The 21256-nt window shown below is 46.5% G+C and carries 23 protein-coding genes; all 23 read right to left on the reverse strand.

From position 1 onward, the window contains the following. The 23 genes from BUB18_RS05490 to katE all read right to left on the reverse strand — a co-directional run bounded on the left by BUB18_RS05490 (position 1) and on the right by katE (position 21175). Positions 1 to 1731, reverse strand: a complete 1731-nt coding sequence (locus BUB18_RS05490) for a hypothetical protein (RefSeq protein WP_073078874.1) — start codon at positions 1729 to 1731, stop codon at positions 1 to 3. 2 nt (positions 1732 to 1733) lie between these two features. Beyond that, positions 1734 to 2939, reverse strand: a complete 1206-nt coding sequence (locus BUB18_RS05495) for a baseplate J/gp47 family protein (protein ID WP_073078876.1) — start codon at positions 2937 to 2939, stop codon at positions 1734 to 1736. A 2-nt stretch (positions 2940 to 2941) separates the two neighbouring features. Continuing rightward, complete coding sequence (locus BUB18_RS05500) at positions 2942 to 3862, reverse strand: hypothetical protein (protein WP_073078878.1); 921 nt, start codon at positions 3860 to 3862, stop codon at positions 2942 to 2944. After that, positions 3840 to 4604, reverse strand: a complete 765-nt coding sequence (locus tag BUB18_RS05505) for a hypothetical protein (RefSeq protein ID WP_073078880.1) — start codon at positions 4602 to 4604, stop codon at positions 3840 to 3842. The genes BUB18_RS05500 and BUB18_RS05505 overlap by 23 nt, the downstream gene beginning before the upstream one ends. Further along, entirely contained in the window at positions 4604 to 4846 is a 243-nt protein-coding gene (locus BUB18_RS05510; protein WP_073078881.1) for a hypothetical protein, read from the reverse strand. The genes BUB18_RS05505 and BUB18_RS05510 overlap by 1 nt, the downstream gene beginning before the upstream one ends. A 2-nt stretch (positions 4847 to 4848) precedes the next feature. Then, entirely contained in the window at positions 4849 to 5688 is an 840-nt protein-coding gene (locus tag BUB18_RS05515; protein ID WP_073078882.1) for a hypothetical protein, read from the reverse strand. 9 nt (positions 5689 to 5697) lie between these two features. Then, on the reverse strand, positions 5698 to 9189 hold the full coding sequence (locus BUB18_RS05520; protein ID WP_073078883.1) for a M15 family metallopeptidase domain-containing protein: 3492 nt from the start codon (positions 9187 to 9189) through the stop codon (positions 5698 to 5700). A 9-nt stretch (positions 9190 to 9198) separates the two neighbouring features. Then, on the reverse strand, positions 9199 to 11304 hold the full coding sequence (locus tag BUB18_RS05525; RefSeq protein ID WP_073078884.1) for a hypothetical protein: 2106 nt from the start codon (positions 11302 to 11304) through the stop codon (positions 9199 to 9201). Positions 11305 to 11308: 4 nt separating this feature from the next. After that, on the reverse strand, positions 11309 to 11629 hold the full coding sequence (locus BUB18_RS05530) for a hypothetical protein (protein ID WP_073078885.1): 321 nt from the start codon (positions 11627 to 11629) through the stop codon (positions 11309 to 11311). Next, the gene (locus BUB18_RS05535) at positions 11629 to 12012 is read right to left on the reverse strand and encodes a hypothetical protein (RefSeq protein WP_073078886.1); all 384 of its coding nucleotides are present in this window, start codon (positions 12010 to 12012) and stop codon (positions 11629 to 11631) included. Before BUB18_RS05535 ends, BUB18_RS05530 begins: the two co-directional genes overlap by 1 nt. Before the next feature lie 49 nt (positions 12013 to 12061). After that, positions 12062 to 12496, reverse strand: coding sequence for a hypothetical protein (locus BUB18_RS05540; RefSeq protein WP_143159842.1), 435 nt, complete (start codon positions 12494 to 12496; stop codon positions 12062 to 12064). A 119-nt stretch (positions 12497 to 12615) separates the two neighbouring features. Then, positions 12616 to 14253 carry a hypothetical protein gene (locus BUB18_RS05545; RefSeq protein WP_073078888.1) on the reverse strand — a complete coding sequence of 546 codons (1638 nt, stop codon included), beginning with the start codon at positions 14251 to 14253 and terminating at the stop codon, positions 12616 to 12618. Between the two features lie 79 nt (positions 14254 to 14332). Next, positions 14333 to 14944 carry a hypothetical protein gene (locus tag BUB18_RS05550; RefSeq protein WP_073078889.1) on the reverse strand — a complete coding sequence of 204 codons (612 nt, stop codon included), beginning with the start codon at positions 14942 to 14944 and terminating at the stop codon, positions 14333 to 14335. A gap of 254 nt (positions 14945 to 15198) precedes the next feature. Further along, positions 15199 to 15477 (reverse strand): hypothetical protein, encoded by a 279-nt coding sequence (locus BUB18_RS05555; protein WP_073078890.1) that lies wholly within the window; start codon positions 15475 to 15477, stop codon positions 15199 to 15201. Continuing rightward, a complete protein-coding gene (locus BUB18_RS05560) occupies positions 15477 to 16055 on the reverse strand; it encodes an N-acetylmuramidase family protein (RefSeq protein ID WP_073078891.1) in 579 nt (192 codons plus the stop codon). The genes BUB18_RS05555 and BUB18_RS05560 overlap by 1 nt, the downstream gene beginning before the upstream one ends. Then, complete coding sequence (locus BUB18_RS05565) at positions 16052 to 16531, reverse strand: hypothetical protein (RefSeq protein WP_073078892.1); 480 nt, start codon at positions 16529 to 16531, stop codon at positions 16052 to 16054. The genes BUB18_RS05560 and BUB18_RS05565 overlap by 4 nt, the downstream gene beginning before the upstream one ends. A 4-nt stretch (positions 16532 to 16535) precedes the next feature. Then, a complete protein-coding gene (locus tag BUB18_RS05570; RefSeq protein ID WP_073078894.1) occupies positions 16536 to 16763 on the reverse strand; it encodes a hypothetical protein in 228 nt (75 codons plus the stop codon). Further along, entirely contained in the window at positions 16760 to 17077 is a 318-nt protein-coding gene (locus BUB18_RS05575; protein ID WP_073078896.1) for a hypothetical protein, read from the reverse strand. The genes BUB18_RS05570 and BUB18_RS05575 overlap by 4 nt, the downstream gene beginning before the upstream one ends. Before the next feature lie 66 nt (positions 17078 to 17143). After that, positions 17144 to 17350, reverse strand: a complete 207-nt coding sequence (locus tag BUB18_RS05580; RefSeq protein WP_073078898.1) for a hypothetical protein — start codon at positions 17348 to 17350, stop codon at positions 17144 to 17146. Positions 17351 to 17380: 30 nt separating this feature from the next. Next, a complete protein-coding gene (locus tag BUB18_RS05585; RefSeq protein ID WP_073078901.1) occupies positions 17381 to 17593 on the reverse strand; it encodes a hypothetical protein in 213 nt (70 codons plus the stop codon). Position 17594: 1 nt separating this feature from the next. Next, positions 17595 to 18101, reverse strand: coding sequence for a hypothetical protein (locus tag BUB18_RS05590; RefSeq protein WP_073078903.1), 507 nt, complete (start codon positions 18099 to 18101; stop codon positions 17595 to 17597). Between the two features lie 27 nt (positions 18102 to 18128). After that, entirely contained in the window at positions 18129 to 18416 is a 288-nt protein-coding gene (locus BUB18_RS05595) for a hypothetical protein (protein WP_073078904.1), read from the reverse strand. Positions 18417 to 19039: 623 nt separating this feature from the next. Beyond that, positions 19040 to 21175 carry a catalase HPII gene (gene katE, locus BUB18_RS05600; protein WP_073078907.1) on the reverse strand — a complete coding sequence of 712 codons (2136 nt, stop codon included), beginning with the start codon at positions 21173 to 21175 and terminating at the stop codon, positions 19040 to 19042. Positions 21176 to 21256: the final 81 nt, after the last annotated feature.

Consider the following 21256-nt stretch of genomic DNA (forward strand, 5'->3'; position numbering starts at 1 on the left):
TTATAAAGTTGGGGGATTAGGGGTTTCGTCACCAAAATTTTCACAGTATGCCGTCGCATTTTCACCGATCCAGAAAAATTCTTTTTCCTCACAGGTTGGACTCACCGGTCTCCACGCGGTAGTTTCACAATACGGTGCCGCCGGTTCCCAGAAGAACGTTTCCGGTACTTCCTCCGTTTCATTATATCCCGCGTCACCTACATCTGTCAAAGCCATCCACGAATTATATGGAATCAGGTAATGCCTGACATAGCTCGTCACCTGGTCAATCGCAAAGGAATGATTGCGGTTACGCATCCAGATACTGATAAAGTTGTTTACCTGTACCAATCCCCTGGAGTAGTTCGTTTGCATAGGCAGCATTCGCATTCCCCAAATGCTTCCGGTACCAGCTATTTCAATTATAGGAATAATATAGGTTGTATCCTGATGGAAGATCAGATCGTTACCCTGCTTTATTTCTGTGGTATCCTGGGCAAAGGTTTTTCGGTTGCGGTTATAAATAAACAATTTGACCTGCAGGTATTTATCATTTCGGACTAACTGCACTGACTCAAAGAAATAGTTGTTATCAGTACCGTCTTTATAGGAGCGTGCATTCAACATTGCTCCATCCTTGTCAAAAGAATGAATACCTACTGATATCCGGCTGCCGGCATCCAGTTTTACAAGGAAGGAAAACTCATAATCCAGCCGGGGATCTACCTTGATCCAGAAATCGGGATTACTGTTCTTCAAGCCACCATCCTTGATTTTCATCACTGACTTTTCTTCGTCCATTACTACACTTACATCTCCATACACCGGATATTTACTGAGATCCTTAACATCAACGTGGGTTTCATAATTTTTATTGATGTTATCATTCAGATGAAGTCCTTTGTACAGCGGAGAGGCATTGCCCAGGTTCCATCCAAAATGTTCGGGTTTGTAGAGATTGAACAGCAGTTCGTCTTCCTGCCTGTAGTTGATCAAGCGCAGCAGCTCTCCATCGATAGCGGCACCCAGTTCTTTTTTATCATAAATATGCGTGGTGCCACGGTAGGCAATCTGGTGATAGAAATGCTCCATCAGTTCAGTCATTTCCGGCAGGCTGTTAGCCTCCGACACGGCGAGCCCACGCTGTGTGATGAAGTCTGACAGCAGGAAATCCGTTTCATAGAAATGCTGGAATTTACGGGCATAAATCACCATGTACGAAACGAAATGCGCAACAGATTCCCAGAAAGCAATGAAATCTTCATTTCCATTAGCTTCATTTTCCCGGTCCATATAATTGGGAATAATGCCTTTTGCATATAATTTTTGCAAGACATTAATGTACCAGCTGATCACCTCCGGATCATAGGCCCCAAAATACCTGGCAAACACCGAATTATTAAAAGCCGGCGTTTCCGGTAACGGTGCTGTAGCAGTGGCTTCCAGGGAAGCAGCTGTTACCTGCAGGTCCATACTGGTATCAGCAAGTATCCGTTCATACTTCAGTTCGAAGTATACCACTTCTCTTCCGGCGAACTGCAACTCCGTCAGGTGATCTATCGTGAGCTGCTGCCATTCCGTGTAATCGATTCCGTTAACTGCATAGCGGAAGTATTTTTCAAAGTAATTATTTCCATCTTCGCCGGAAGTGGTATCGGCAAAGGAAGCGATGCCGAGAATTGCCACTGCCGGGGCACAGGTGAGGATAATACTGTTTCCCTCTTTCCTGAATGTAGCTGCTTGAATAGCCATAATTATAAATCTAAAATGGTGGACATGTAAGCGTGATCGATCACGTTTGGATAATACAGTGGTGAAAGGGTACCGCTAAAGTTTGTTATGATTTTCCCTTCGAGGTCCAGCATCAGGAAGCCACGAAGCCGCGGCAACGCAAACTGATCGATGGATAAGTCGGTGCGGGGATAGAAATACTGGTCCGGCACATACTTCACTCCCGGCGTATTTTTCACAATTTGGAGCAGATTATCCCATTCCACCCGCATCGCAGATGGATCAAAATACCGGAAGTCCAGGTATTTGGAAATTACAATCTGTATATTTTTGCGGATCTCGTCTGGATTAAAAGCATTATCCAGTTCTACACGGAAGCATATGTCTACCGGCGCATAGTTTGCATTTCTCAACTCGATGCCATAGTACTCCGTACCGAAGGGTTTGTATTCAGTCAGCGAAAAATACATTGCGCTTTTCCTCAGCAGGTCATCCATCTCGGTGGAAGTAAGGAGGGATCCGTCCTGTGTAACGATACCCAAAACTACCTTCCCGGAATTACTGTTGCCATAATGAAATACACGTAACACCTTCCGGTTGATCGCGATAAAGAGCTGCTCCAACATGGCCAATGTTCCGCGGGCCAGAATGTTTGCGCCATTTTTGATACGGATACGGAAAAATTCATCCGGTTCGGTATCGCGGCCAAATTCAGCGCGACTTTCATTGATCACATTCAGGTGTCCGCTGGGAGCGGGCACTACACGGGAGATGGACAATGCATCAACGTTTGTGGCGGCACCTTTTTCAATGCTTCGTACTTTTGCGTAGGTAAAACCGGCGGCTCCCACTACAAAATCTTCTTCAAATTCAAAGCGGATGCCTGTCGTGGACATAGGAAAATGCATCGCTGCTTTATAGTTGGTTCCGGGATTAGCCATTACTCTTACGTAGGTGGTAGCACCCAGGCTGCCCATGCGAGGGGCTACGCCAAAGTTCAGTGCCACCTGGTCGAGCTGGGAACCGAATGCCGTGTCAGGAAAAAGCTGGCTTAGGGCCAGTACAATATCCTTTTCACTCTTACCTACAATTTTGGAAATACCTGTGGCGATCCCTGACAGCACGGAGTTATCTGCCACCTTTGTTACCTTATCCGTGGTGTTGATCAATGTTTCCAGAAAAAGTAATCTTCGTTCAACGGATGTAGAGGGTTTAATATCCAGTGCCATGATTATATTGTAATACTAGCTTCAATCGTTTCATTCAATCTTGTACTTACCTGATAATTGATACGGAGGGTATCGTTTACCACTCTGATATCGTTGATCTGAAAGTCTTTCAGTGTATCATCCGAAGCGAAGGTGGCCGTCATCTGCCTGGAAATAACAGGAAAATTGAGCGATGCCCGGTTACCGCCAATGATAACAGCGGTTTGCAACCCATCATTGGGGGCATGCGGATTATCATTTACTTTGAGCGATGCCAGAATTTCCACACTTTGGAATACAGTCTCCTCTTCCGTGAGGGTAAGCAGGTCGTTATCTGCAAACTGCAGTGCTCTGTGCAGGTCTTTTCCCAGGATACGTTTTCCTTCCATCGTATCCACCACCGCCGACACCTGAATAGTGCGGGGGCCTGCGGACTGCGTCAGTTTCAGGGGCACGCCGCCATCGGGAGTATAGTCTTCTTCCCGGATATTATTACCGATAGCAATTTCCGCCCAGCTATCTTCCGGCAATGCCTCTTTGAGCATATCTCTGGAAATTCTTTCCAGGGTTTGTCCGGCAGGCATCACATAGTCAAAAGCTCTTTGGTTGTTAAAAGCGGTATTGGAACGGGTGGAACGCGCCCATCGGCTGATATTCCGTATTGTTTTAAGGCGGCTGTCGATCTGCTCAATTTCTTCCAGCAGGAACCACCACCGGCTGTTATTCAACTGCACACCATGCGTCTGGAAAGCAGTGAGGTAAACCTGTGTTTCTGCTTCCAGTGCAGCCAGCGTAGCAAACGGATCACTTTTCACACTGGAAAGATTACCTGCATAATAGGCTTCCAGCAAAGGATAATCCTGCTGAAAAAATCGCAGGGCACGCTGCAGGTATTGGCCGATGGCTTTACCCGTGATCTGCTCAAACTTGGTGAGTGTATTCATGTTGATCGTTTTGGGCGATTAAGTCGTCAATGCGGTTGGCGGAAGCTGCTATTTCTTCATGTACGCGGCGTGCCATTTCCAGGTTCTCGTATCTTTTTACGGGGCTGATAGTTACTTCTAAAGGCGCAATTGCTTTTAAAGCCAGCGCATACTGATGTAGCATGTTATTATCTTCCGACATTGATATTTTGAAGGACACCGGTTTTACATAGTAACTATTTCCAAATGCGAGATTATAAAAGATGAGAAACCGGGGGCCTGCCTCATCTACTCTATCAGCTTCTGTAATCAGTTCTTCCATTACTTTCAGACAGCCGTATCCCGTTTTCACACGGTCATCAAATACCTGCCTGCTGGCATCTTTATCGGTCTTTGTATTACTGCTGGTATCAGATTTCCTTACAGCGCTGACCATGTCGGTATAATCCCCGCCCAGCATCACCCTGAACTTCCGGCCAAAATTCCCTGAAAGGGTTATATCCACAGGTGAAAATGTTGTACTTGACATCGTAACGATACCTCCCAGGGTTCTTTTAAAACTGGTTGGCTTAGGCTGCGATTCATCCATATTAGAGGGCATCACCGGGAAGATGAAGTATCGCAGGGTATTTCCTGCTGTATCCACCAGCTCGAGCGCACAGATATACTGCTCAAACTCTTTGGGGTACATTACGTTCAGTCCCTCTTTGCCGCTCTGCTGTAAAAGTGCATCTCTTCTTTGCACTGCGTCTTGAATACTCATTATTTTACAGTTGATTCTAAAACAATCGGCGTTACATTCGCGGCAGGGCCCATTGCTGTTTGTACGATGATGGCACCTGGCGGAATGGTGATCGTGATACTTCTTACGGCGTTATAGACGTCGGACTCCAGTTGTTCGCAATAAGCATTAATGGCAGCGCTGGGGCTATCCTGTTTCTGATTGTTTGTCTGCTGCATCTTTGCTTTGAGGCTTTCTGAAAATTTCTTTGGGATTAACGGCATAGCTATTTATTTATATATCCAACATTACTTAAGAATTCATCTGTTTTATTCTTAAACGCGGCTATCTGCGTGGCGTTTAACAGGGGTTGCTGGCCGATAGCGGTTGTCACCGTAGTTTTACTGATCTCATCAATCAGGTCAGATAAAAAGCTCTTCAGCTTATTACCCAGCACCAATGGTTCTTCCCCATTATTGATGATAAACTTTTCTCCCTTAAAACTGTTTTGTCCCGGGTACTGCTCAAATACAACTGTTTTACTGTCGTCGCCTTCCTCTGCTGTTCTGTCCACGGTAGTACTCCGAAACATCCCTTGTTGTTTGAACGAAACACCTTCAGATGCATTACAGCTTATATCGCCATTCACCGCCATCGCAAGCTGCCCCGGCTGCTGACCGGTTACCTGCCACAACATTGCTCCACCTACTGTACCGCCATCGACGGACATGGAAAGATTTTTATTTTTCGGAGAACCTTCAATTACCACATGCGCATCTTCGAAGGAGCGGGACCATTTGATAGCCCACTCATGTGCATCGCCCATTTGATCGGCTACCGGAAACCTGGCGATGATGATGGGCAGACTTTGCGATTCTTCCGTTACATATACAACCGGGGATCCAAGTTGGTCGATTGCAGCCGGAAATTCAAGGTGGTTCATTACTTCCGGCGAAACGGGCAGTCGGTTCATGAAGCTGCCGTCATCTCCCCAAACACTAATGGTATAGTTCCGGTAACAATCACGGATATACGTTTCTCTGTCCACATCGGCCGGTATGGCCACATAGGCAATACCAACCGTATATTTCAGGTCCAATAATGGTGTTCTGCCAAGTGTATACATAGCAATGAATTATTGTGATTTTTTAGGGCGTTTAGCGATTATTTCTACCTGCGGGTTATCATTTGGGCCAACCTGTACATGTGTATTGGTATACTGTTGATACAGCGGATTCATTTGCAGGCGTTTCATGAAATAATTGAACACCGGCTTATTTACCTTAAAGTATTTAAACACATCATCATTTCCTGCCACGTACTTTGGTCCGGGATCGGATTGTGTTTTATTAAGTACTTCCTTTGGCGGATCTGGTTGTACATAGGATTCACTTTTGCCAGGTAGTGCCAGCAGGGAATCCTTTATCTGGAAGTGCACAGGATCATAATAGGGTGTACCACCGGACCTGCTCGGAAAATTACCATTGCCACGTCCGTCTGTCCATTGCATCCCCATTCTGTCACCAATTTCAACTACCCTGGTTGCCTTCCACACATCTTTGGGCGTACTTTTGGAAATCACCTTGTTTGTCACTTTATGTTTCAGGGAGATATCCAGTGCGGCTCCTTTCTCATGCCTGCTGGTGCCGGGGCGGGCGTTCTTTTTATTCTGTTCCCAAAGTATGGTTTGCTCTGCCCTGGTTCTTGGACCTGCATCAGGCAGGATGATTACCCAGTAGTCAGTCTGGCTGTTTATGGCCCGGATGAAATCACGTATAATGGGCCACTGTGCTTCTGAATAGCGTTCCAGCACACCTTTGGCGATGTCATTATTCGCGTCCAGTTCACTGCGGCGGTTCGCTTTGTTTACAGTCAGGTTTAGCTGTTCATCCTTCCTTACCGCAGTAGTGGCAGCTTTTGCGGGTGATGCCGGGGCAGTGGCAGGTGATGCAGGCGCCGATGCGGCAGCAGGTGTTGGAGTAACAGGCGACTGCTTATGCTGCTTTAGCTCCGCATACCTTGTTTCAGAAATCGTTTGAATGATATTAAAGTAGGAGGCATACACCACTTCCGTATCAGCTGATCCAGGCTGAGCTTCAATGTTGATGCCGTAAATCAGCTGTTCTACCATGCCGCGACTCACCTGTATAGAGGTTGTAGCTTCCACTGAAGTATCAGTAACCTGCAGATTATGCTGCACCGCTTCTACAAAAAATATTTCACCGGTTGGCTGAAACCTGATGAAGTTGCCTGCTTTAATTCTCCTGTCGCGCAGTATTGAAATGGTTCCCTGCCTGGTAAACGGAAGGTAAGCTGTAGATTCTATCATATGCTTCAGGTCGAAAACCGTCTGCGCTTCTATCACGTTCAGATCTCCGGCAGTACGGCCGTTAAATGCCGTGCTGGGCAGGTAATTATGCGTAAGCTGCATTGCTCTGGAACCGAAACATTCCGCATATTCCGGAAAGTAAAGTGCCGGTAAAGCAGCCATGGCAAATGAGTTCCGTTGGCCAATCGGGTTAGCCTTAGGAATCAGCTGATACCATGAAACTGCTTCTGCATCAGCAAATTCCAGGGTTTCTGACAATACCTGGGAGGATTCAATGGTAATAACCACCGGCCTCTTTTTCTCCTTTTCTGCGCCAGTGGTATCTGTGCCGCTGTCTTTCTCTGTACGACTGGTACCATTTAAGGCGCTCAGTATAGATTTGCGGTCGAACGGTGGTTTACGCAGCATGATATAAAACATATCACCATAGGTATCCATCTGAAACTCCACAAAAGGGTGCTGGCATACTTTGCGGAAAAAATTGATCAGGCTGCCGCTGGCGGTAGACAATGAGCTGTCTATTAACATACGGTTGCTGATGCTTTCATCTACTACCAGTTTCACAATCTGCCAGATACCTTTTGCCAGTTGCTCCTGCAGTTCCGGCTTGTGTGCAAGCTGGGTGCCTTCCATGTCGATATAGGCATCGATTTCAGGAATCCACTTATCCAGGAAAAACGAGGATACAGCCGGATCATATTGGTTGGAGGTGCCATACAGTGCAGTAATAATATAACCAGCAAGCCAGTCCCTGCGAATGTCTTCATTGCCCCCTTCCTTCTTTACATAAGTATTTCTGTCCCAGCCAGTGGTGGCATTTCCCGATACCCGTCTTACTTTTTTCTCCCGGATATGCTTAAAGAAGCGTACTGTTTCAGCAAAAATTTCTTCCACCTTTTTTGTTTCATCCGCCTCATCCTTTAATGTAAGGGCTTTCTGACTGCGCAGGTTCGCAAAGATTTTTTTTGCTGCATTTTTATGTGCGTCCAGCTTACTCCGCAGTTGTTCGTTGGAGGTAATATTTGCAGGCACAGGGTCATAGCGCTTGTTCAGCCGGGATTTATCACCCGTATCGTAGGCGCTGAAGAGGTCATCCGGTACAATCTTAATAGTGGATAATTGTTGGATGATAAACCGGATGATATTATCCAGCGACCTGTTATTGAAAGCTGCCAGCTGGTGTATTGCATTTTGATCCGACAACCTGTTTAATAATGGGTTGCTATTGGCGGCAGATCCGAAGGAGCCCATATTGCCTTTTGCAAATTCAAATGGGAAGAAGTAAGTGCCGTCATCGTAAATTAGTTTCGATAAATCGCGGCCACTCACCTCGATAGTCACATCATTAGCCCCTGCATTCACGCTGATGCTGGTTTTATCCACCAGGCCAATCATATCGTAGATTCGATCGGGTAAACTATTTTTGCTGATAACATCGGCCAGCTGGTCTTTTTCCCGCTGTATCTTCTCCATCTCCAGTGTTTCCAGTCTGATAAATACCACATCATTGGGAGTGATGATATTGTTGAACAGGAATGAATTTCTGGCTAACGTTCTGCTGCCGTCTGCGCCAATAGCGCCATCAACTTTAAACAGATTACTGTTTGCAAAAAATTCTTTCCGTCCGATGCTGTTGACATTATCAAAGTCCTTTCTGTCTGCCGTACGGAGTATCCACGTATTATTCACCAGTTCACAACGGATAGGCGCCAGCGATAACTGGAAGTGACCACCGTTGGTTCGGGATACGTTTGTTACCAGTCGGGTGATATAGGGGGTGAGGTCAAATATTTTCCCGTTTATGTCTTCCGACTTAGGGTCTGACAGCGCTTTGGTCCAGATCCAGACCGTTGCATTCGGATAGCGTTGCATGGTTTTTCCCAGCCATGCGATATTGGGATCGCGCTGGAGGTCCACCGCCAGTTTATAGCCGGTATCTGCTTCGAGGCTGGCCAGCTTTTCAGCTTTAAACAGGGTGATATCATTGCTTACTACTTCAATTCCTTCTGTCAGCAATGCACAGCGGTCCACTTTATCCACTTCGATTGCCAGTTTGGTATGGGGTACCAGCTTAATGTCTTCCGTTTTTGCCTGATCTGCCACCTTCCTGTCCGCTGCCAGTAATTGTGCTTCAATGAGTGCCTGCCTGTTGGTATAACCTTTCCTGATCTCCACTTTACCGAATGCTTCTATATCATTGGCATAAGCGAATGCAGGGGATCCCATTTCATTAACAAAATCACGCACCGTTTTTATGGCAGGATTGGTATGTGTTACGATATATACTTTGTTGTTCATGGCAATGATTTAGAAAGAGAGGTGCGGTATCGCGACAATCGGATTGGCGGCGGCTTGTAACTGGGCCTTATAGGCATTCGCAGTCATGGTTTTATCCCTGGCCATCGGTGGCGCTGCCAGGAACAGCTGAGATCCCGCTTTACCCGGTTCGAGTGTTCCGTTTTGCATGGTGATGGTGGCTCCTCCCAGGAATCTGACAAACGTTTCTGCCATTTTATCGCCAACGATGGTGGCCATTTCCGCCATACCTTTTACATCTTCGTCTTTTTCCTTAGCAGTCTCCCTGTCCATTTGCGTGGTATTCATTGCTGCCAGCGGTCCAAAAGGCACTTTCAGCTTCAGCTGCTCCAGGTATCCCTGGTCAGTTACGCCATTCAGCTTATCACTCTTATCGTACAGTTCTCTGGCTGCGGTATAGCTTAATCCGGGGAAATAATCTTTCAGAAATTGACGACCATCATCATCGTTGCCGATGGTATGTGCTGTTTTAACGATAGACTGCATGTATTGCATTCCCTTTTTACTGGAAAGCCCTTGTTCCTGCATTTCCATAAGGTCAAACATGGAAGCGTTGGGATCCAGCTTTCTCAGTGCCATAAAGGAGAAGGCCTTCATGGATTCAGAGCCGGGGTGCTGCAAACCATCCTGTACGGCCATAACGTTATTCATGCCACGGGGGTCGGTCATACTAAACATACCGCCTATTCCATGGAACTTACCCATAATATCGGCTGTGGTACCGGTTCCTACATACGTCTGATTTTTTAGGAACTCATAGTGCAGGGTAGAAAATTTGGCGATTAAGTCGGCCAGCCCTGAATAGTCACCCCGTTTAAGAATACCTGACTTTTCACCTTTGAGGATCAGGCCGGATACAAGATCTTTCAGTGAGTCGTTGCCATCTTTGTTGGTTCCCTGTAATTCGATGAGGCCCATCAGGTCATTTTGCCCAACGTTGAAAGCCTTGCTGACGGTCACCACATCTTCGGTATTACGGGCGGCATTTTCCATTCCACCTTTGGTGGCTACCTGCTCCATGATTTGGGCTGACTGAAATGCATCTACACCATATTGACTCAGGCGTGGTACGACTACTGGCTTTTCGTGCCCGGTAAAGCCATTGAGTTTATTTACCAGTGCCTGAAAATCTTGTTTGGCAATAGCTTCTTTCTGATCTTGCTCACCTTTGGCGGCACCAATAGAAGTCCCGATGGAATAACCCATCTGTGCACCGATAATAGGCATTCCAACAAAATATCCTGCGGCAGCACCTACTGCCCCTAATCCGATACCCCATGCAGTTTCAGAATTTTGTTTGATACGTTGAAAGCTGTTTTCTGCATTGTGATAATCGGAGTATTGCTTGGCGCCATATGAAACGAGCCCCGTATAGGTCTCCGGGTTAAATGCTACCTGTCTGAATGCATTTGCAATTGGAGCGGTGGGGTAGCGTCTTCGCCAGCGATAATAGGTCCGGAAATGTTCCAGGTTTTCAGGGTTATAGCCATCGCCTCCCCCGCCTTCACCGCCACCTTCGCCGCCCCCTTCAGAAAGCTGATCACCGAGTTTGCTTACTTCTTCCCTGACTGCGTCAATTGCAGCAACGATGGAGGAGGCCTCATTACTGAAGGTGCTGGTCTGTAACTGAATGGCATTGGAAACCGACTCCGTATTTTCCTGAATTGTTTTCAGCAGTTGATCCAACTCGTCCTGACTGTTATTATCCTTTGCCTGCAGGCCGAAGTTTTGGCGGGTGGTGGTGTAACTCCAATCCAACTGCCCTACGCCCGATAGGCTTGCAGCTCCTGCTGTACCACGTCTTAATGATTGTTGTCCGCGGATGCGTTGCAACTCCATCTCACTCTGCAGTTGTTCACGGTAAAAATCCCTGCGTCTCCGTGCCATAGCTATTTCCAGGTTACTGAGCTTCGTCAGTGCATCTACCTGGTCATTTATCATTTTCAGTTGATCCTTCGCCAGTTTATTTTGTGCTTTTGCGTCTTCCTGTAGTTTCCTGTTGGTTTCCGTTGCCTGTTTTTGCAACTTAGTCAGATAGGCTGTCAGGTCTAATCCACCATTACTAATCGTAACTTGAATACTGTTTTCTCCAGCCATAAGATTAATATTGAATAGTGTTTAAATCGATATTGGACAGATCACCGAATAATTTATCCTCTTGTTCAGGATCTTTGCGTTCTCTGATCCAATTACCTTTTTTCAATTCTTTTTCATTCTCTTCCTGGTGTAAATAGAAAGCTCGCGACTCTTCGAACACCTGATCTTCCAGGAACTCGACCAGGATATTGATCTGGCACAGCTCACGATGAGCGGCTGTGCCAAATCCTACCTGGTATTTTTTCCTGTACCATTTGTCCAATGGGAAACGATTATTCCATTTTACAGCATATAATTTCAAGTTATCCAATGCCGGATGTTTCATTATGGTTGCTTGTCATTGGGAACAGCGAGCAGCTTGTCCCATTCTTCAAACCAGGGTACTACTGTGCTGATATAAGCCTGGAGTACCATTTCCATTTTGTCGCGATCCAGGGCAAAGAGCGACTTTACAGTCAGGTCTTCTCTGAGTTGCGGCAGCAGCACATTGAGTGTGGCTACTGCATCTATCGTCACTGCGCTGCGCAGGAAGCCTGCATCATAGCTGTATTTCAGCTTTTCATAATTGCCTCCGGAGAACTGTGCCTTTAAAACGTCAATATCAATTAATTGACCGGTGTTGGGATAGTTAATGGTATAATCGTTATTACCTATACGGACAGATACGGATCTGAGCGGCATTTTCTTTTCGTTTGTACCTTCGTTCATTATGAAAAAGCGGTTAAATTGTTTACAATTTTGTTAGGGGTGGATTACCTTATTGGATATAGGTAATCGGGGTGAGGTATTTGAAGGATTGATTGTGGCCAGCAATAGCGGCTTCGCTGATATTAAAGCTGTCAGATTCAATCAGACAGTTTTTAACGCTGGCATAGGGCTGTAGTTTAGGTTTAATAACACCTTGTGCATCAATTACGTCCGATACCTTTTTGAAGATATCCAGTTGCACACCTTCAGTATCCAGGATCAGCTGATCTTCAAAGGAGGTACCATCGTTGAGCACCTGGGAACCGATACTCGGGAATGCCCTTCTGATCGCATTTTTGATCCCGGTTTTGTCAAAACGTACTTCCATAAACTCACAGGTCAGGGTACCTTCCCATTCAGTAACTGCCTGTTCAGAAGCCATGATAGTGCCGATACCTCTTACGGGTACTCTGCGGATATTTTCGGTAGCGGTTACGTTACGCATTAAACCGATTACTTCTCCGTCACACTTAATTAAAGCTATAGCTCCAGTAAAAACCTTTTCTGCCATTTAAAAAAAATATAAAAACAAGAAGCGATCTTCAATCTTTTCAGGAGGAAGTATTAGGCTTCCAGGATCACACCGGTGATTACTATTTTATTCACTTCAAAGTTTGGAACAAACTCATACTGCACATAATAGTTATCGCCGGATACGGTTGCACTTACATTACCGAAGCGGATGATGAGGTTATCTGTGAGTGCGTTGGCGGTTCTGCTCTGCAGGAACCCTTCCAGCCATGCTTTCAGATCAGCTTCGGTTACGGTATTGCGGTTAGGACCTGCATTATCTTTACCGAAGAATTTACGCTTGGCGTTTACAACGATTTCTTTGTTGAGCTGGGCAGTAATACGTTTTACTGCGATGCTTGGAGAGGTACCATCTTCATTTACGAGATACTCGTTTTGCTGGAGGGTATTAATGCCCTGCAGAATTACAAAGTCATCCAGTTCGTAATCGTAGTGGGTAACCAGCAGGCCGTTGTTATTGGCCAGTTCCAGCTCTGCGTTGTCCAGTTTATGCACTTCCCCGTTGATACCGATACGTTTGAAGGTAGCTGGTGTTTGTGGGGCCAGGCCGGCGATACGTCCCAGTACGGCCGCAGCTTTATACAGCTGGCTTACCAGTTTGAAACCTGACTGGGTAGTGAGTTTAGCGGCGCCGTGAACAAGAATCACTTTGTCGCTATTGTAATAATGCGCGGCGGCGATGCTGGAGTCCTCGCCGGTGTTGAATCCTGCTTTGTCGGCCTGCGCGGCGGCAACCATAAAGCGTTCGTATTTGGATTCGCCGCCGGTGATGAAGTCGAGCAGTTTCTGGTTGTTGGCATGTTTCACTTCTGCTGCATAGCGGGTGCTGAAGAAGAAGGTAAAGTCCTGTGTATTCAGTGCGCTGAGCGCGGCATCAAAGGCTGCCGGAGTATAGGTTTCCGTTGCGCCGGTGGCCAGCACATAATCAGGGTAGGTTACCAGGTCGGCCGCCACAATGGCACCGGTGGTAGTTACAGCTGAATTTTTCAGGCGGAATCCTGTTTTAAATGCGGTGCTGGCATTCATCCATGCAACCAGTTCTGTGATGGTGGCTACTTCCGGAGAGGATACCAACTGTGCAGCCCTGGTGTCAGCGGCAGCGATGCCATCATATGGCGCGTTGTTCAGCGGATCAGTACCTTTGAATGCACCATGGTAAAGGGACAATACAAATTTTGTTTTGTCAGCAACACCAGCGCTGAGTTTAGCGGCATAACCACGTGCCAGTTTACCGGTTGCGAGCACACCATTGGCATTGAGGCCTTCGTCCTGTGTTTCAATATCCAGGCTGCCGTTGGCGAGGTCCAGGCTGATGGTTGCAGGCGAAGTTTCCCGTGCATGGATGAGAAATACTTTACTTACACCATTGATAGGCTCAGCGGATGATCTGGCAGGTTTGAACAGCGGTAAAGCCAGGTTCCACAGCTCACCACCTTTCACGAAATCACGCATCGCCTGCAGGGAAGAAAATTCGTAAATACTGTCGCCCCCCTGCTTTGCAGTGCCCAGCACGCCTGTACCTGCGCCGAAACCAGCACCAATACCATCATCAATAATTACAATGTTACCATAAGACAAATTGGTTGGCGGGTTAACAATGCCTGATTTGGTAATTGCATACACGCCTGGTAACGACGTCAGCTTTCCGTTAATGTTTACTTTTGTTGCCATTAAAAATACTAATCAATAATGAGGGCAATCTTTACTCAAGATTTAGTGAAGCGATCTTTTATGTAGAAATAATCCTGCCTTATTGCAGCCCCGCAGGAATGGAAGGAGCGCTGTAGTTATATTCAAAGTTTAACAGGATCACCCTGTTGGTGATGGCGGGTAATAACGCCTCATAACGTTCGCTGCTTCCACCGCCTATCGTCAGCTGCTCCAGCCCCGATAAATGCAGATGCAATTGCACAGATAACAATAACCCTGTAATGGTCGTATACAGCATGGCTGCTTCAGCAGGATTATCGGATAGTATCGTCAGCGACATCGTCGCTTTTTTTCGCCGTGTAAAATAGGTAGACTCTCCATCTCCCAAAACCAGGTCATCAGCCGTAACAAACCCCTGCCCCAGCGCCAGCCACTCATTGGTGGATGCCGGCTCCTCCGTTTCCGTAGCAATGATCAAAGCCGGAGAAGGCGTTTGCTGCGCATCATACCTAAACCCCATGGTCAACTTTCTGCCACCGGATTCAGCTATCAGCAACTGCCTGGCCTGCTCGTAAAAATCATACCCTTCCCATTGCATCCCATTCAGCAATACGGCCAGGTAATCCGTAGTACTCTCCCTGACATGGGACAATGCCTTACTCATACTTTCCTTCACCAAGGTTTCAGGAAAAATATTCAGTGATTCCACCATAAAAAATACAATTGAAAACTTACCCCGATGTTAACAAACCCCTGCAGATTTACTGGATTAACAAACTAAAAAATAAGCATGCAAAATTATTGTTCACAAAAAATATTGCATCTCTTAAAAATGGCTGCAGGAAAGTATTTCAGGGATTAAATCATTCGGTTAACTAACAATCTTTTGATAAATCAAAGATAGAAATTACGGAAAAGAAAAACAAGTTTAAATGAATAAATTTCAAAACTTTTTTCCTGAAAAATCTAAGCAGCAGATCGCAAGAATTGCACCACCGGCACATCGCTGGTATCAGCAAAAATTTTCAGATTCAACTGCTGTATCTCCGCAAAATAAACCATCTCGTTCAGCGTATATGGCACTCCTTTACTCCAGCAGTAAAACAACTGTTGATCCAGGTAAGAAGTAATCCCGTTGATAGCTGCCAGGTAAAACTGCTCATCCCTATTCAGCGGGTCTTTCAGGGTAGTAGCCATACTCACGGATATCTTCCTTTCCACATCTGTAAATGTAAGCTGATGCATTAATCGTTATGTTTAAATTGTAAATAATAAGTCGCCATTTTTTTGTCATAGGCATTCAACGCATAAGCAGCACCATTATACTTTTGGGCAAACGCAGCGAAATCCTTTTGTTGCAAGGCCACCTGTAACTGTTGATGGCATATAAAGCGTACAAATCCCTCCAGCTGTGCCTGTTCACCAGCATTGAAACTCACCACCATATCCGCCACGGTATCATACCCCGCCGCTGCATGATTGAAACCCATTATCTGAAACATACCATAGCTGGCACTTTTCAGCGCGGCCTCTTCATGGATCTGGCGTGCGCGGTTGAGTTTATTCCATTGTACATCGTAAGCGCCATGGTCCGTACGATATTGTGGATACAACACATCCTTATACACCGTAGCATATCGCTGCGGATTTATATTTTTCGCCAGCAGCTGTTGCCAGAAAATATGCGGTTCAAATAAAATCTTCAGTTTACCATTGTTATCAAATCCCGCCCCTGCGGACTCCACCCGGGCTACGGCTTTAATGACGGCCACTTCGCATCCCAGCGCTGCCGCCGCTGTTTCAAAGGCATTTTCGCTTATCATCTTTTGCTGAATTTATTTATTATGATCAGTAATATAGCCACCAGCGCCACTACGTACCACCACCATGGTATGTGGGCTGTTTTACGTGTATGCGTCAAAGTTTGTTGCTGTTGTGCCGTGGCTGCTCTTTTACTGGTATTTATTGTTTTTCGGGAGATAGTAACCGGCACCCGGCGCGGCTCCGCGTAAATCTTCGCCTGCAATTGCTGTGTACGGGTATTGAAAACCGCTTTTACACGCAGGCCGTTCCCATAAACTTCTCTTTGCACTATGCTATCTTTACAGGTATTACATTGCAGGTCTATCGTAGAGGTAAGACTATCTCCTGCTATCTCCACCAGCGTATCCAGCGTGGTAGCGGTGGTAAGGGTTTGCAGTTCGGTCCATTGCGCGGATGATTGCATCTGCTGTACCGACCTCACTGTTTTTCCACAGGCTGCCAGTCCCAGCGGCAGCAACAGCAACAGGTATTTCATAGGTCTAAGGATGAGGATTTTTATCAATGATCTTCGCCAGCACGGTATATTGGGCAGCTGCATCGTGCAACTGCAGCAACGCAGTATCCAGCTGCTGCAAATTGCGGTGATGCGTCATCACAATCATGCTGTCAATCGGCTTAAAAACTTCCGGTGCGCTGGCCGGCACGGAGGCCGACGGGGAGGCACTCATGGTGATCATCACCAATACAACTACAATTATTGGCTTCATTTAATGGTGTCTTGTTTAATATGTTCTTCTATCTTTTTCCGGATGTCGGTCACTTTCTTTAGCTCCATAGCCGCTTTCAGGCGGAGACTATCAATCTCTCTGTCTTTTTCATCCAGCTTCTGCTGCGTCCGTTGCTGCAGGTCTACCGCAAAGGCAGCAAACTTTTCATTGCAGCGGATCGTTTGGATTTCGTTGTGTACTCCCCAGGAAAATAGCGCGATGATCGCGGCTATACATCCCATAAAGGCCCCGATTACGAAGTCTTTTCTCAGGCTTTTGTCGAGTGTCTCATAAATACTTTTTTTGATACTCATTGAATTCTTTTAAAAGGATACCATTCTTTTTCATGCATGACTGCTTACCTGCCGGTCAGCAGGCGGTTATACCATAGCACATCGCTCATAGCGGTTCCAGTCAATGGTATAACCACCTCCTGCATGTAGAAAAAACGGGCGTTCTTCCTGAATGATAACCAGCAGGTTTTCATAGGATACAGGCAATTGCATTTCACGGATGATGACATCGGTTAATTCTTCATCGGTGGACCACTGATCATCCGCCAGTACATCTGCAATCTGCTGTTTCATTTTCAAGGTTAGGGACATAGGTAATGATGATTATTGTTCAGCCATAAGTATAAACCCATACTGTTCTTCATAGTCGTTATACTCATGCCTTCCATCCAAAGCTATCGTTCCTTCTGTTTCTGTTTCGATCCTGATTTTACCCTTCCAGGCACGGCCGTCAAAGGATGTAAATCTGGTAGTTACATCCAGTACAGCGTCGTTGTACAATTGCGTGTTGGTAATAATAATACCTGGCTGCTGCATCCTAATTTGTTTTTTCTTCACTTACGCTTTCCGCCAGCACTCTGGACTGAAATTCATAGAAGCGTTTCTTATCGATCATATACACCACGGTACTTCCTTTATGTACCGCCGCAAACCTGCCGGTATCAAAGGCGCGCAGCAGTGATAATTGCAGCAGCTCCAGCCCCTGTGTTTGTGCATACGAAAATGCCTGGGCTCTGTGAGGAAATAGTCCTGCGGGCAACTGATCATCTACATAAAAAAGTGTACGGTTTACTTTCACCATGCCTGCGTGTAATTCCGGCTTTCCCATTACCGGAATGTAAAAGGGTGCGCGCATCACCAGTGTTTCCACCTGCAGCAACTGTTCCTTCAGCTCCTGCCCTTCTGCAAAAACAGGGATCATCCTGGCTTCCGCGGGGTGCAGTACCGGCATACTGATATTGGCCGCAATATTGTCCCATACCTGATCAAAGTGCGCACGCTGCCTTACAGACAGGCTATGGCCTATCGGATGTAACTTCTTCATATCAAAGGTGATTAAACGGTTAACAAATTATTGTTCGGGCACACCATACAGCAGCGGTTGATTAATACCGGGGTTCACCTGGGTAGTAACCACGCCCATATCAATCAGGCATCTCAGCTGGGTGGTACCCCATACTGCAGCTACGCTGTACGGGATGCCGAAGTCGAGCCCGACTGTTACCGGGTGTACAAACGTCCCTTTCCTGTTTAATAAATATTTATAAATGCGGAATTGTATTTCCGGTACGTTATGATGGAGAATGGTGTAGGCAATAGCCGCCCCTTCTTCCCTGCGGGAAATCACTTCTGGCTTCATGATAAACGACTTTAAATAATGAACAAACAATGGTATCCGGCGCCCTGAGGGACGGGCACAGCAAACCGCACACGGTTATAGTATGGCATAACGCAGGCAGTGGCTTTACCGGGAAAATCCAGGTTTAAATAGGATATTACTTGTCAACAGTCATGACACGATCTGTTAAACAGTCTGCAATCTTCGATACTTGAGCGTCCAGATAAGTGAGGTAATCTGAGAAAAGATGATTCGGATACACATCTGCATTTTACAACGCGAATAATAGGGTACAACATCACAAATTTAAATTAAAAACAGGTTCACACAAAATTATCCGACACGAAAAAACAACGATTTTTTATACTTGATAACTAGCTTGTAGTTGGTTGTTTTTTACTGTGGCTTCCAATACAAAGTACGCATTTTGCTACGCATTGGATTTGCGTAATAAAGAAATTACTGCTAAGATTTTTCATAAAAAAAGTGGCTGCACCCAAAGTAAATTCCATAGCGGACTATACTCATCTCACTCCTTGCAAAACTCCGGCTGTATTGGCTTTACAAGTAACAAAACTTTCCGTCCCGGTAATTCACTTCAGGCACAACCACTGTAGGTTTTTGGTTTATCTCAGAATGGTTACTTACGCAGGAATATCATCCACAGCTTCACGCTCCCAGAAGCGATGTTGTGCAATGGCCTGAATAAAGGCATCGGCATCATTCCCTGTGAGCAAGCCTGCCGCTGGCGTATCCGCCGGCAGGGCTGTTTTCCGGAGAAATGCAATGGCATCTTTATGGATACAAACAGCTTTACAATGCTTGTATGCTTCGTTTACAAAATGTATAGCCGCTGGAATTGTACTCAGTTTGGTAGCACTATCCGCACCACCAGGTACATACACGGCATCAAACAATACAGATGCTGCCGTCAGGAAACTCTGATCCACTGCGAGCGCCTGCCCGTCAGCACCACTCACCTCTCCCAAATGCATCGCAATCACCTGTACCACCGCACCTGCTGACACCAACGCTCCCTTCATAGCACTTACATCTGCCACATCCACTCCTTCTGCCACCAGGAAAGCAATCTTCCTGGTTTTGATAGAGTCCTTTACGGTGTTAGCCATGCTTAAAGCTGCGGAAGCACCCACCTGTTGCGGCACCGACTTAGGCTCGTACTCATCCGGGCCAGCATCTGCCGGGCGTACCCTGTTGATGGGCTTTTCCAGCACTTCAGGCACCGGCATACCCAGCCCCTCGGCTACTTTTTCAGCCAGGTAAGTATCTACCTGACTCAAAATTCCCAGCATGCGCTGGCGGATCTCCTTACGGGAAACCTTGCCCAGCTCAAATCGGAAGGCATTGATGATATGTAATTTTTCAGGTTCGGACTGACTGTTAAAAAACAATGCGGCCTGACTGAAATGATCAAAGAAACTTTCGCTGCGACCGCGCACCTTGTGTGCATCCACGCGCTCCTGGTAGGAAGTAAAGCCACCCTGCTTCATCATAGCCTGGTACGGACAACCACCTGCCACTGTATTAGGCTCATAGGAGGCCGGAGAACGATTAATCGTTTGGCGCATGAAGCCATCCCGCTGATTGTTATGTACAGGCGCAATAGGCCTGTTAATAGGTATTTCAGCGAAGTTTGGCCCACCCAGTCGTATTAACTGTGTATCATTATAGGAAAATAAACGCCCCTGCAAGAGCGGATCATTAGTAAAGTCAATACCCGGCACAAGATGCCCCGGATGAAACGCCACCTGCTCCGTTTCGGCAAAGAAGTTATCCGGGTTGCGATTTAGCACCATTTTACCGATACGCTGCACGGGCACCACTTCCTCCGGAATTATTTTAGTGGGGTCGAGTAAGTCAAAAGGGAATTTATGTTCATCTTCTTCCGGTACCAGCTGTACGCCCAGCTCCCACTCGGGATAATTACCCGACTCTATGGCTTCCCATAAATCACGTCGATGGAAATCAGGATCCTTCCCGGAAATTTTCTGCGCTTCATCCCAGGCTACGGAATGCACACCCAGCAAAGGCTTCCAGTGAAATTTCACGAAAGTCCCCTTTCCGGCTTCATTCACAAACCGGAAGGTATGTACACCAAAACCTTCCATCATACGCAGGCTCCGCGGAATGGCACGGTCACTCATCACCCACAGCACCATGTGCGTACTCTCCGGCGAAATACTTACATAATCCCAAAAGGTATCATGCGCGGAGGCCGCCTGCGGTATTTCGTTTTGTGGCTCCGGTTTCACGGCATGCACAAAGTCCGGAAACTTCATGGCATCCTGTATAAAAAACACGGGTATATTATTTCCAACGAGGTCATAATTTCCTTCCTCTGTATAAAATTTAACGGCAAAGCCTCTCACATCACGCGCCAGGTCAGTACTTCCACGGGAGCCAGCCACCGTAGAAAAGCGCACGAATACTGGCGTAATGCGGGAAGGATCGGTCAGGAAACCGGCTTTGGTATATTCGGCCATCGACTCATACACCTGAAAGTATCCATGGGCGGCCTCTCCGCGGGCATGCACCACTCTCTCCGGAATACGCTCATGATCAAAGTGCGTCATCTTTTCCCGGAAAATAAAATCTTCCATCAGGGTGGCACCGCGCTCTCCTGCCTTCAGAGAATTCTGATTATCGTTGATACGTACCCCCTGGTTAGTGGTCAGGAATTGTTCGGCTCCATCCTCGGTATGCCGGGTTAACTGCTCATCTTTTTGAGTAGGCTTATCAGATTGCTGCTTCTTTTGCATGGTCAGGATAGTTTTTTATGGTAAGTGGTAACAGCGAATAACACAAACCATACCCAACAGTCGCGCTACCATGCAAACCCG

The sequence above is a fragment of the Chitinophaga jiangningensis genome (genome assembly GCF_900142605.1).
GTDB classification, from domain to species: Bacteria; Bacteroidota; Bacteroidia; order Chitinophagales; family Chitinophagaceae; genus Chitinophaga; species Chitinophaga jiangningensis.

Bases quoted from the DNA above. Each gene is read 5' to 3' on its own strand.
- BUB18_RS05490 (WP_073078874.1), bottom strand. From the start codon at position 1,731: ATGGCTATTCAAGCAGCTACATTCAGGAAAGAGGGAAACAGTATTATC.
- BUB18_RS05495 (WP_073078876.1), bottom strand. From the start codon at position 2,939: ATGGCACTGGATATTAAACCCTCTACATCCGTTGAACGAAGATTACTT.
- BUB18_RS05500 (WP_073078878.1), bottom strand. From the start codon at position 3,862: ATGAATACACTCACCAAGTTTGAGCAGATCACGGGTAAAGCCATCGGC.
- BUB18_RS05505 (WP_073078880.1), bottom strand. From the start codon at position 4,604: ATGAGTATTCAAGACGCAGTGCAAAGAAGAGATGCACTTTTACAGCAG.
- BUB18_RS05510 (WP_073078881.1), bottom strand. From the start codon at position 4,846: ATGCCGTTAATCCCAAAGAAATTTTCAGAAAGCCTCAAAGCAAAGATG.
- BUB18_RS05515 (WP_073078882.1), bottom strand. From the start codon at position 5,688: ATGTATACACTTGGCAGAACACCATTATTGGACCTGAAATATACGGTT.
- BUB18_RS05520 (WP_073078883.1), bottom strand. From the start codon at position 9,189: ATGAACAACAAAGTATATATCGTAACACATACCAATCCTGCCATAAAA.
- BUB18_RS05525 (WP_073078884.1), bottom strand. From the start codon at position 11,304: ATGGCTGGAGAAAACAGTATTCAAGTTACGATTAGTAATGGTGGATTA.
- BUB18_RS05530 (WP_073078885.1), bottom strand. From the start codon at position 11,629: ATGAAACATCCGGCATTGGATAACTTGAAATTATATGCTGTAAAATGG.
- BUB18_RS05535 (WP_073078886.1), bottom strand. From the start codon at position 12,012: ATGAACGAAGGTACAAACGAAAAGAAAATGCCGCTCAGATCCGTATCT.
- BUB18_RS05540 (WP_143159842.1), bottom strand. From the start codon at position 12,496: ATGCGTAACGTAACCGCTACCGAAAATATCCGCAGAGTACCCGTAAGA.
- BUB18_RS05545 (WP_073078888.1), bottom strand. From the start codon at position 14,253: ATGGCAACAAAAGTAAACATTAACGGAAAGCTGACGTCGTTACCAGGC.
- BUB18_RS05550 (WP_073078889.1), bottom strand. From the start codon at position 14,944: ATGGTGGAATCACTGAATATTTTTCCTGAAACCTTGGTGAAGGAAAGT.
- BUB18_RS05555 (WP_073078890.1), bottom strand. From the start codon at position 15,477: ATGCATCAGCTTACATTTACAGATGTGGAAAGGAAGATATCCGTGAGT.
- BUB18_RS05560 (WP_073078891.1), bottom strand. From the start codon at position 16,055: ATGATAAGCGAAAATGCCTTTGAAACAGCGGCGGCAGCGCTGGGATGC.
- BUB18_RS05565 (WP_073078892.1), bottom strand. From the start codon at position 16,531: ATGAAATACCTGTTGCTGTTGCTGCCGCTGGGACTGGCAGCCTGTGGA.
- BUB18_RS05570 (WP_073078894.1), bottom strand. From the start codon at position 16,763: ATGAAGCCAATAATTGTAGTTGTATTGGTGATGATCACCATGAGTGCC.
- BUB18_RS05575 (WP_073078896.1), bottom strand. From the start codon at position 17,077: ATGAGTATCAAAAAAAGTATTTATGAGACACTCGACAAAAGCCTGAGA.
- BUB18_RS05580 (WP_073078898.1), bottom strand. From the start codon at position 17,350: ATGAAACAGCAGATTGCAGATGTACTGGCGGATGATCAGTGGTCCACC.
- BUB18_RS05585 (WP_073078901.1), bottom strand. From the start codon at position 17,593: ATGCAGCAGCCAGGTATTATTATTACCAACACGCAATTGTACAACGAC.
- BUB18_RS05590 (WP_073078903.1), bottom strand. From the start codon at position 18,101: ATGAAGAAGTTACATCCGATAGGCCATAGCCTGTCTGTAAGGCAGCGT.
- BUB18_RS05595 (WP_073078904.1), bottom strand. From the start codon at position 18,416: ATGAAGCCAGAAGTGATTTCCCGCAGGGAAGAAGGGGCGGCTATTGCC.
- katE (WP_073078907.1), bottom strand. From the start codon at position 21,175: ATGCAAAAGAAGCAGCAATCTGATAAGCCTACTCAAAAAGATGAGCAG.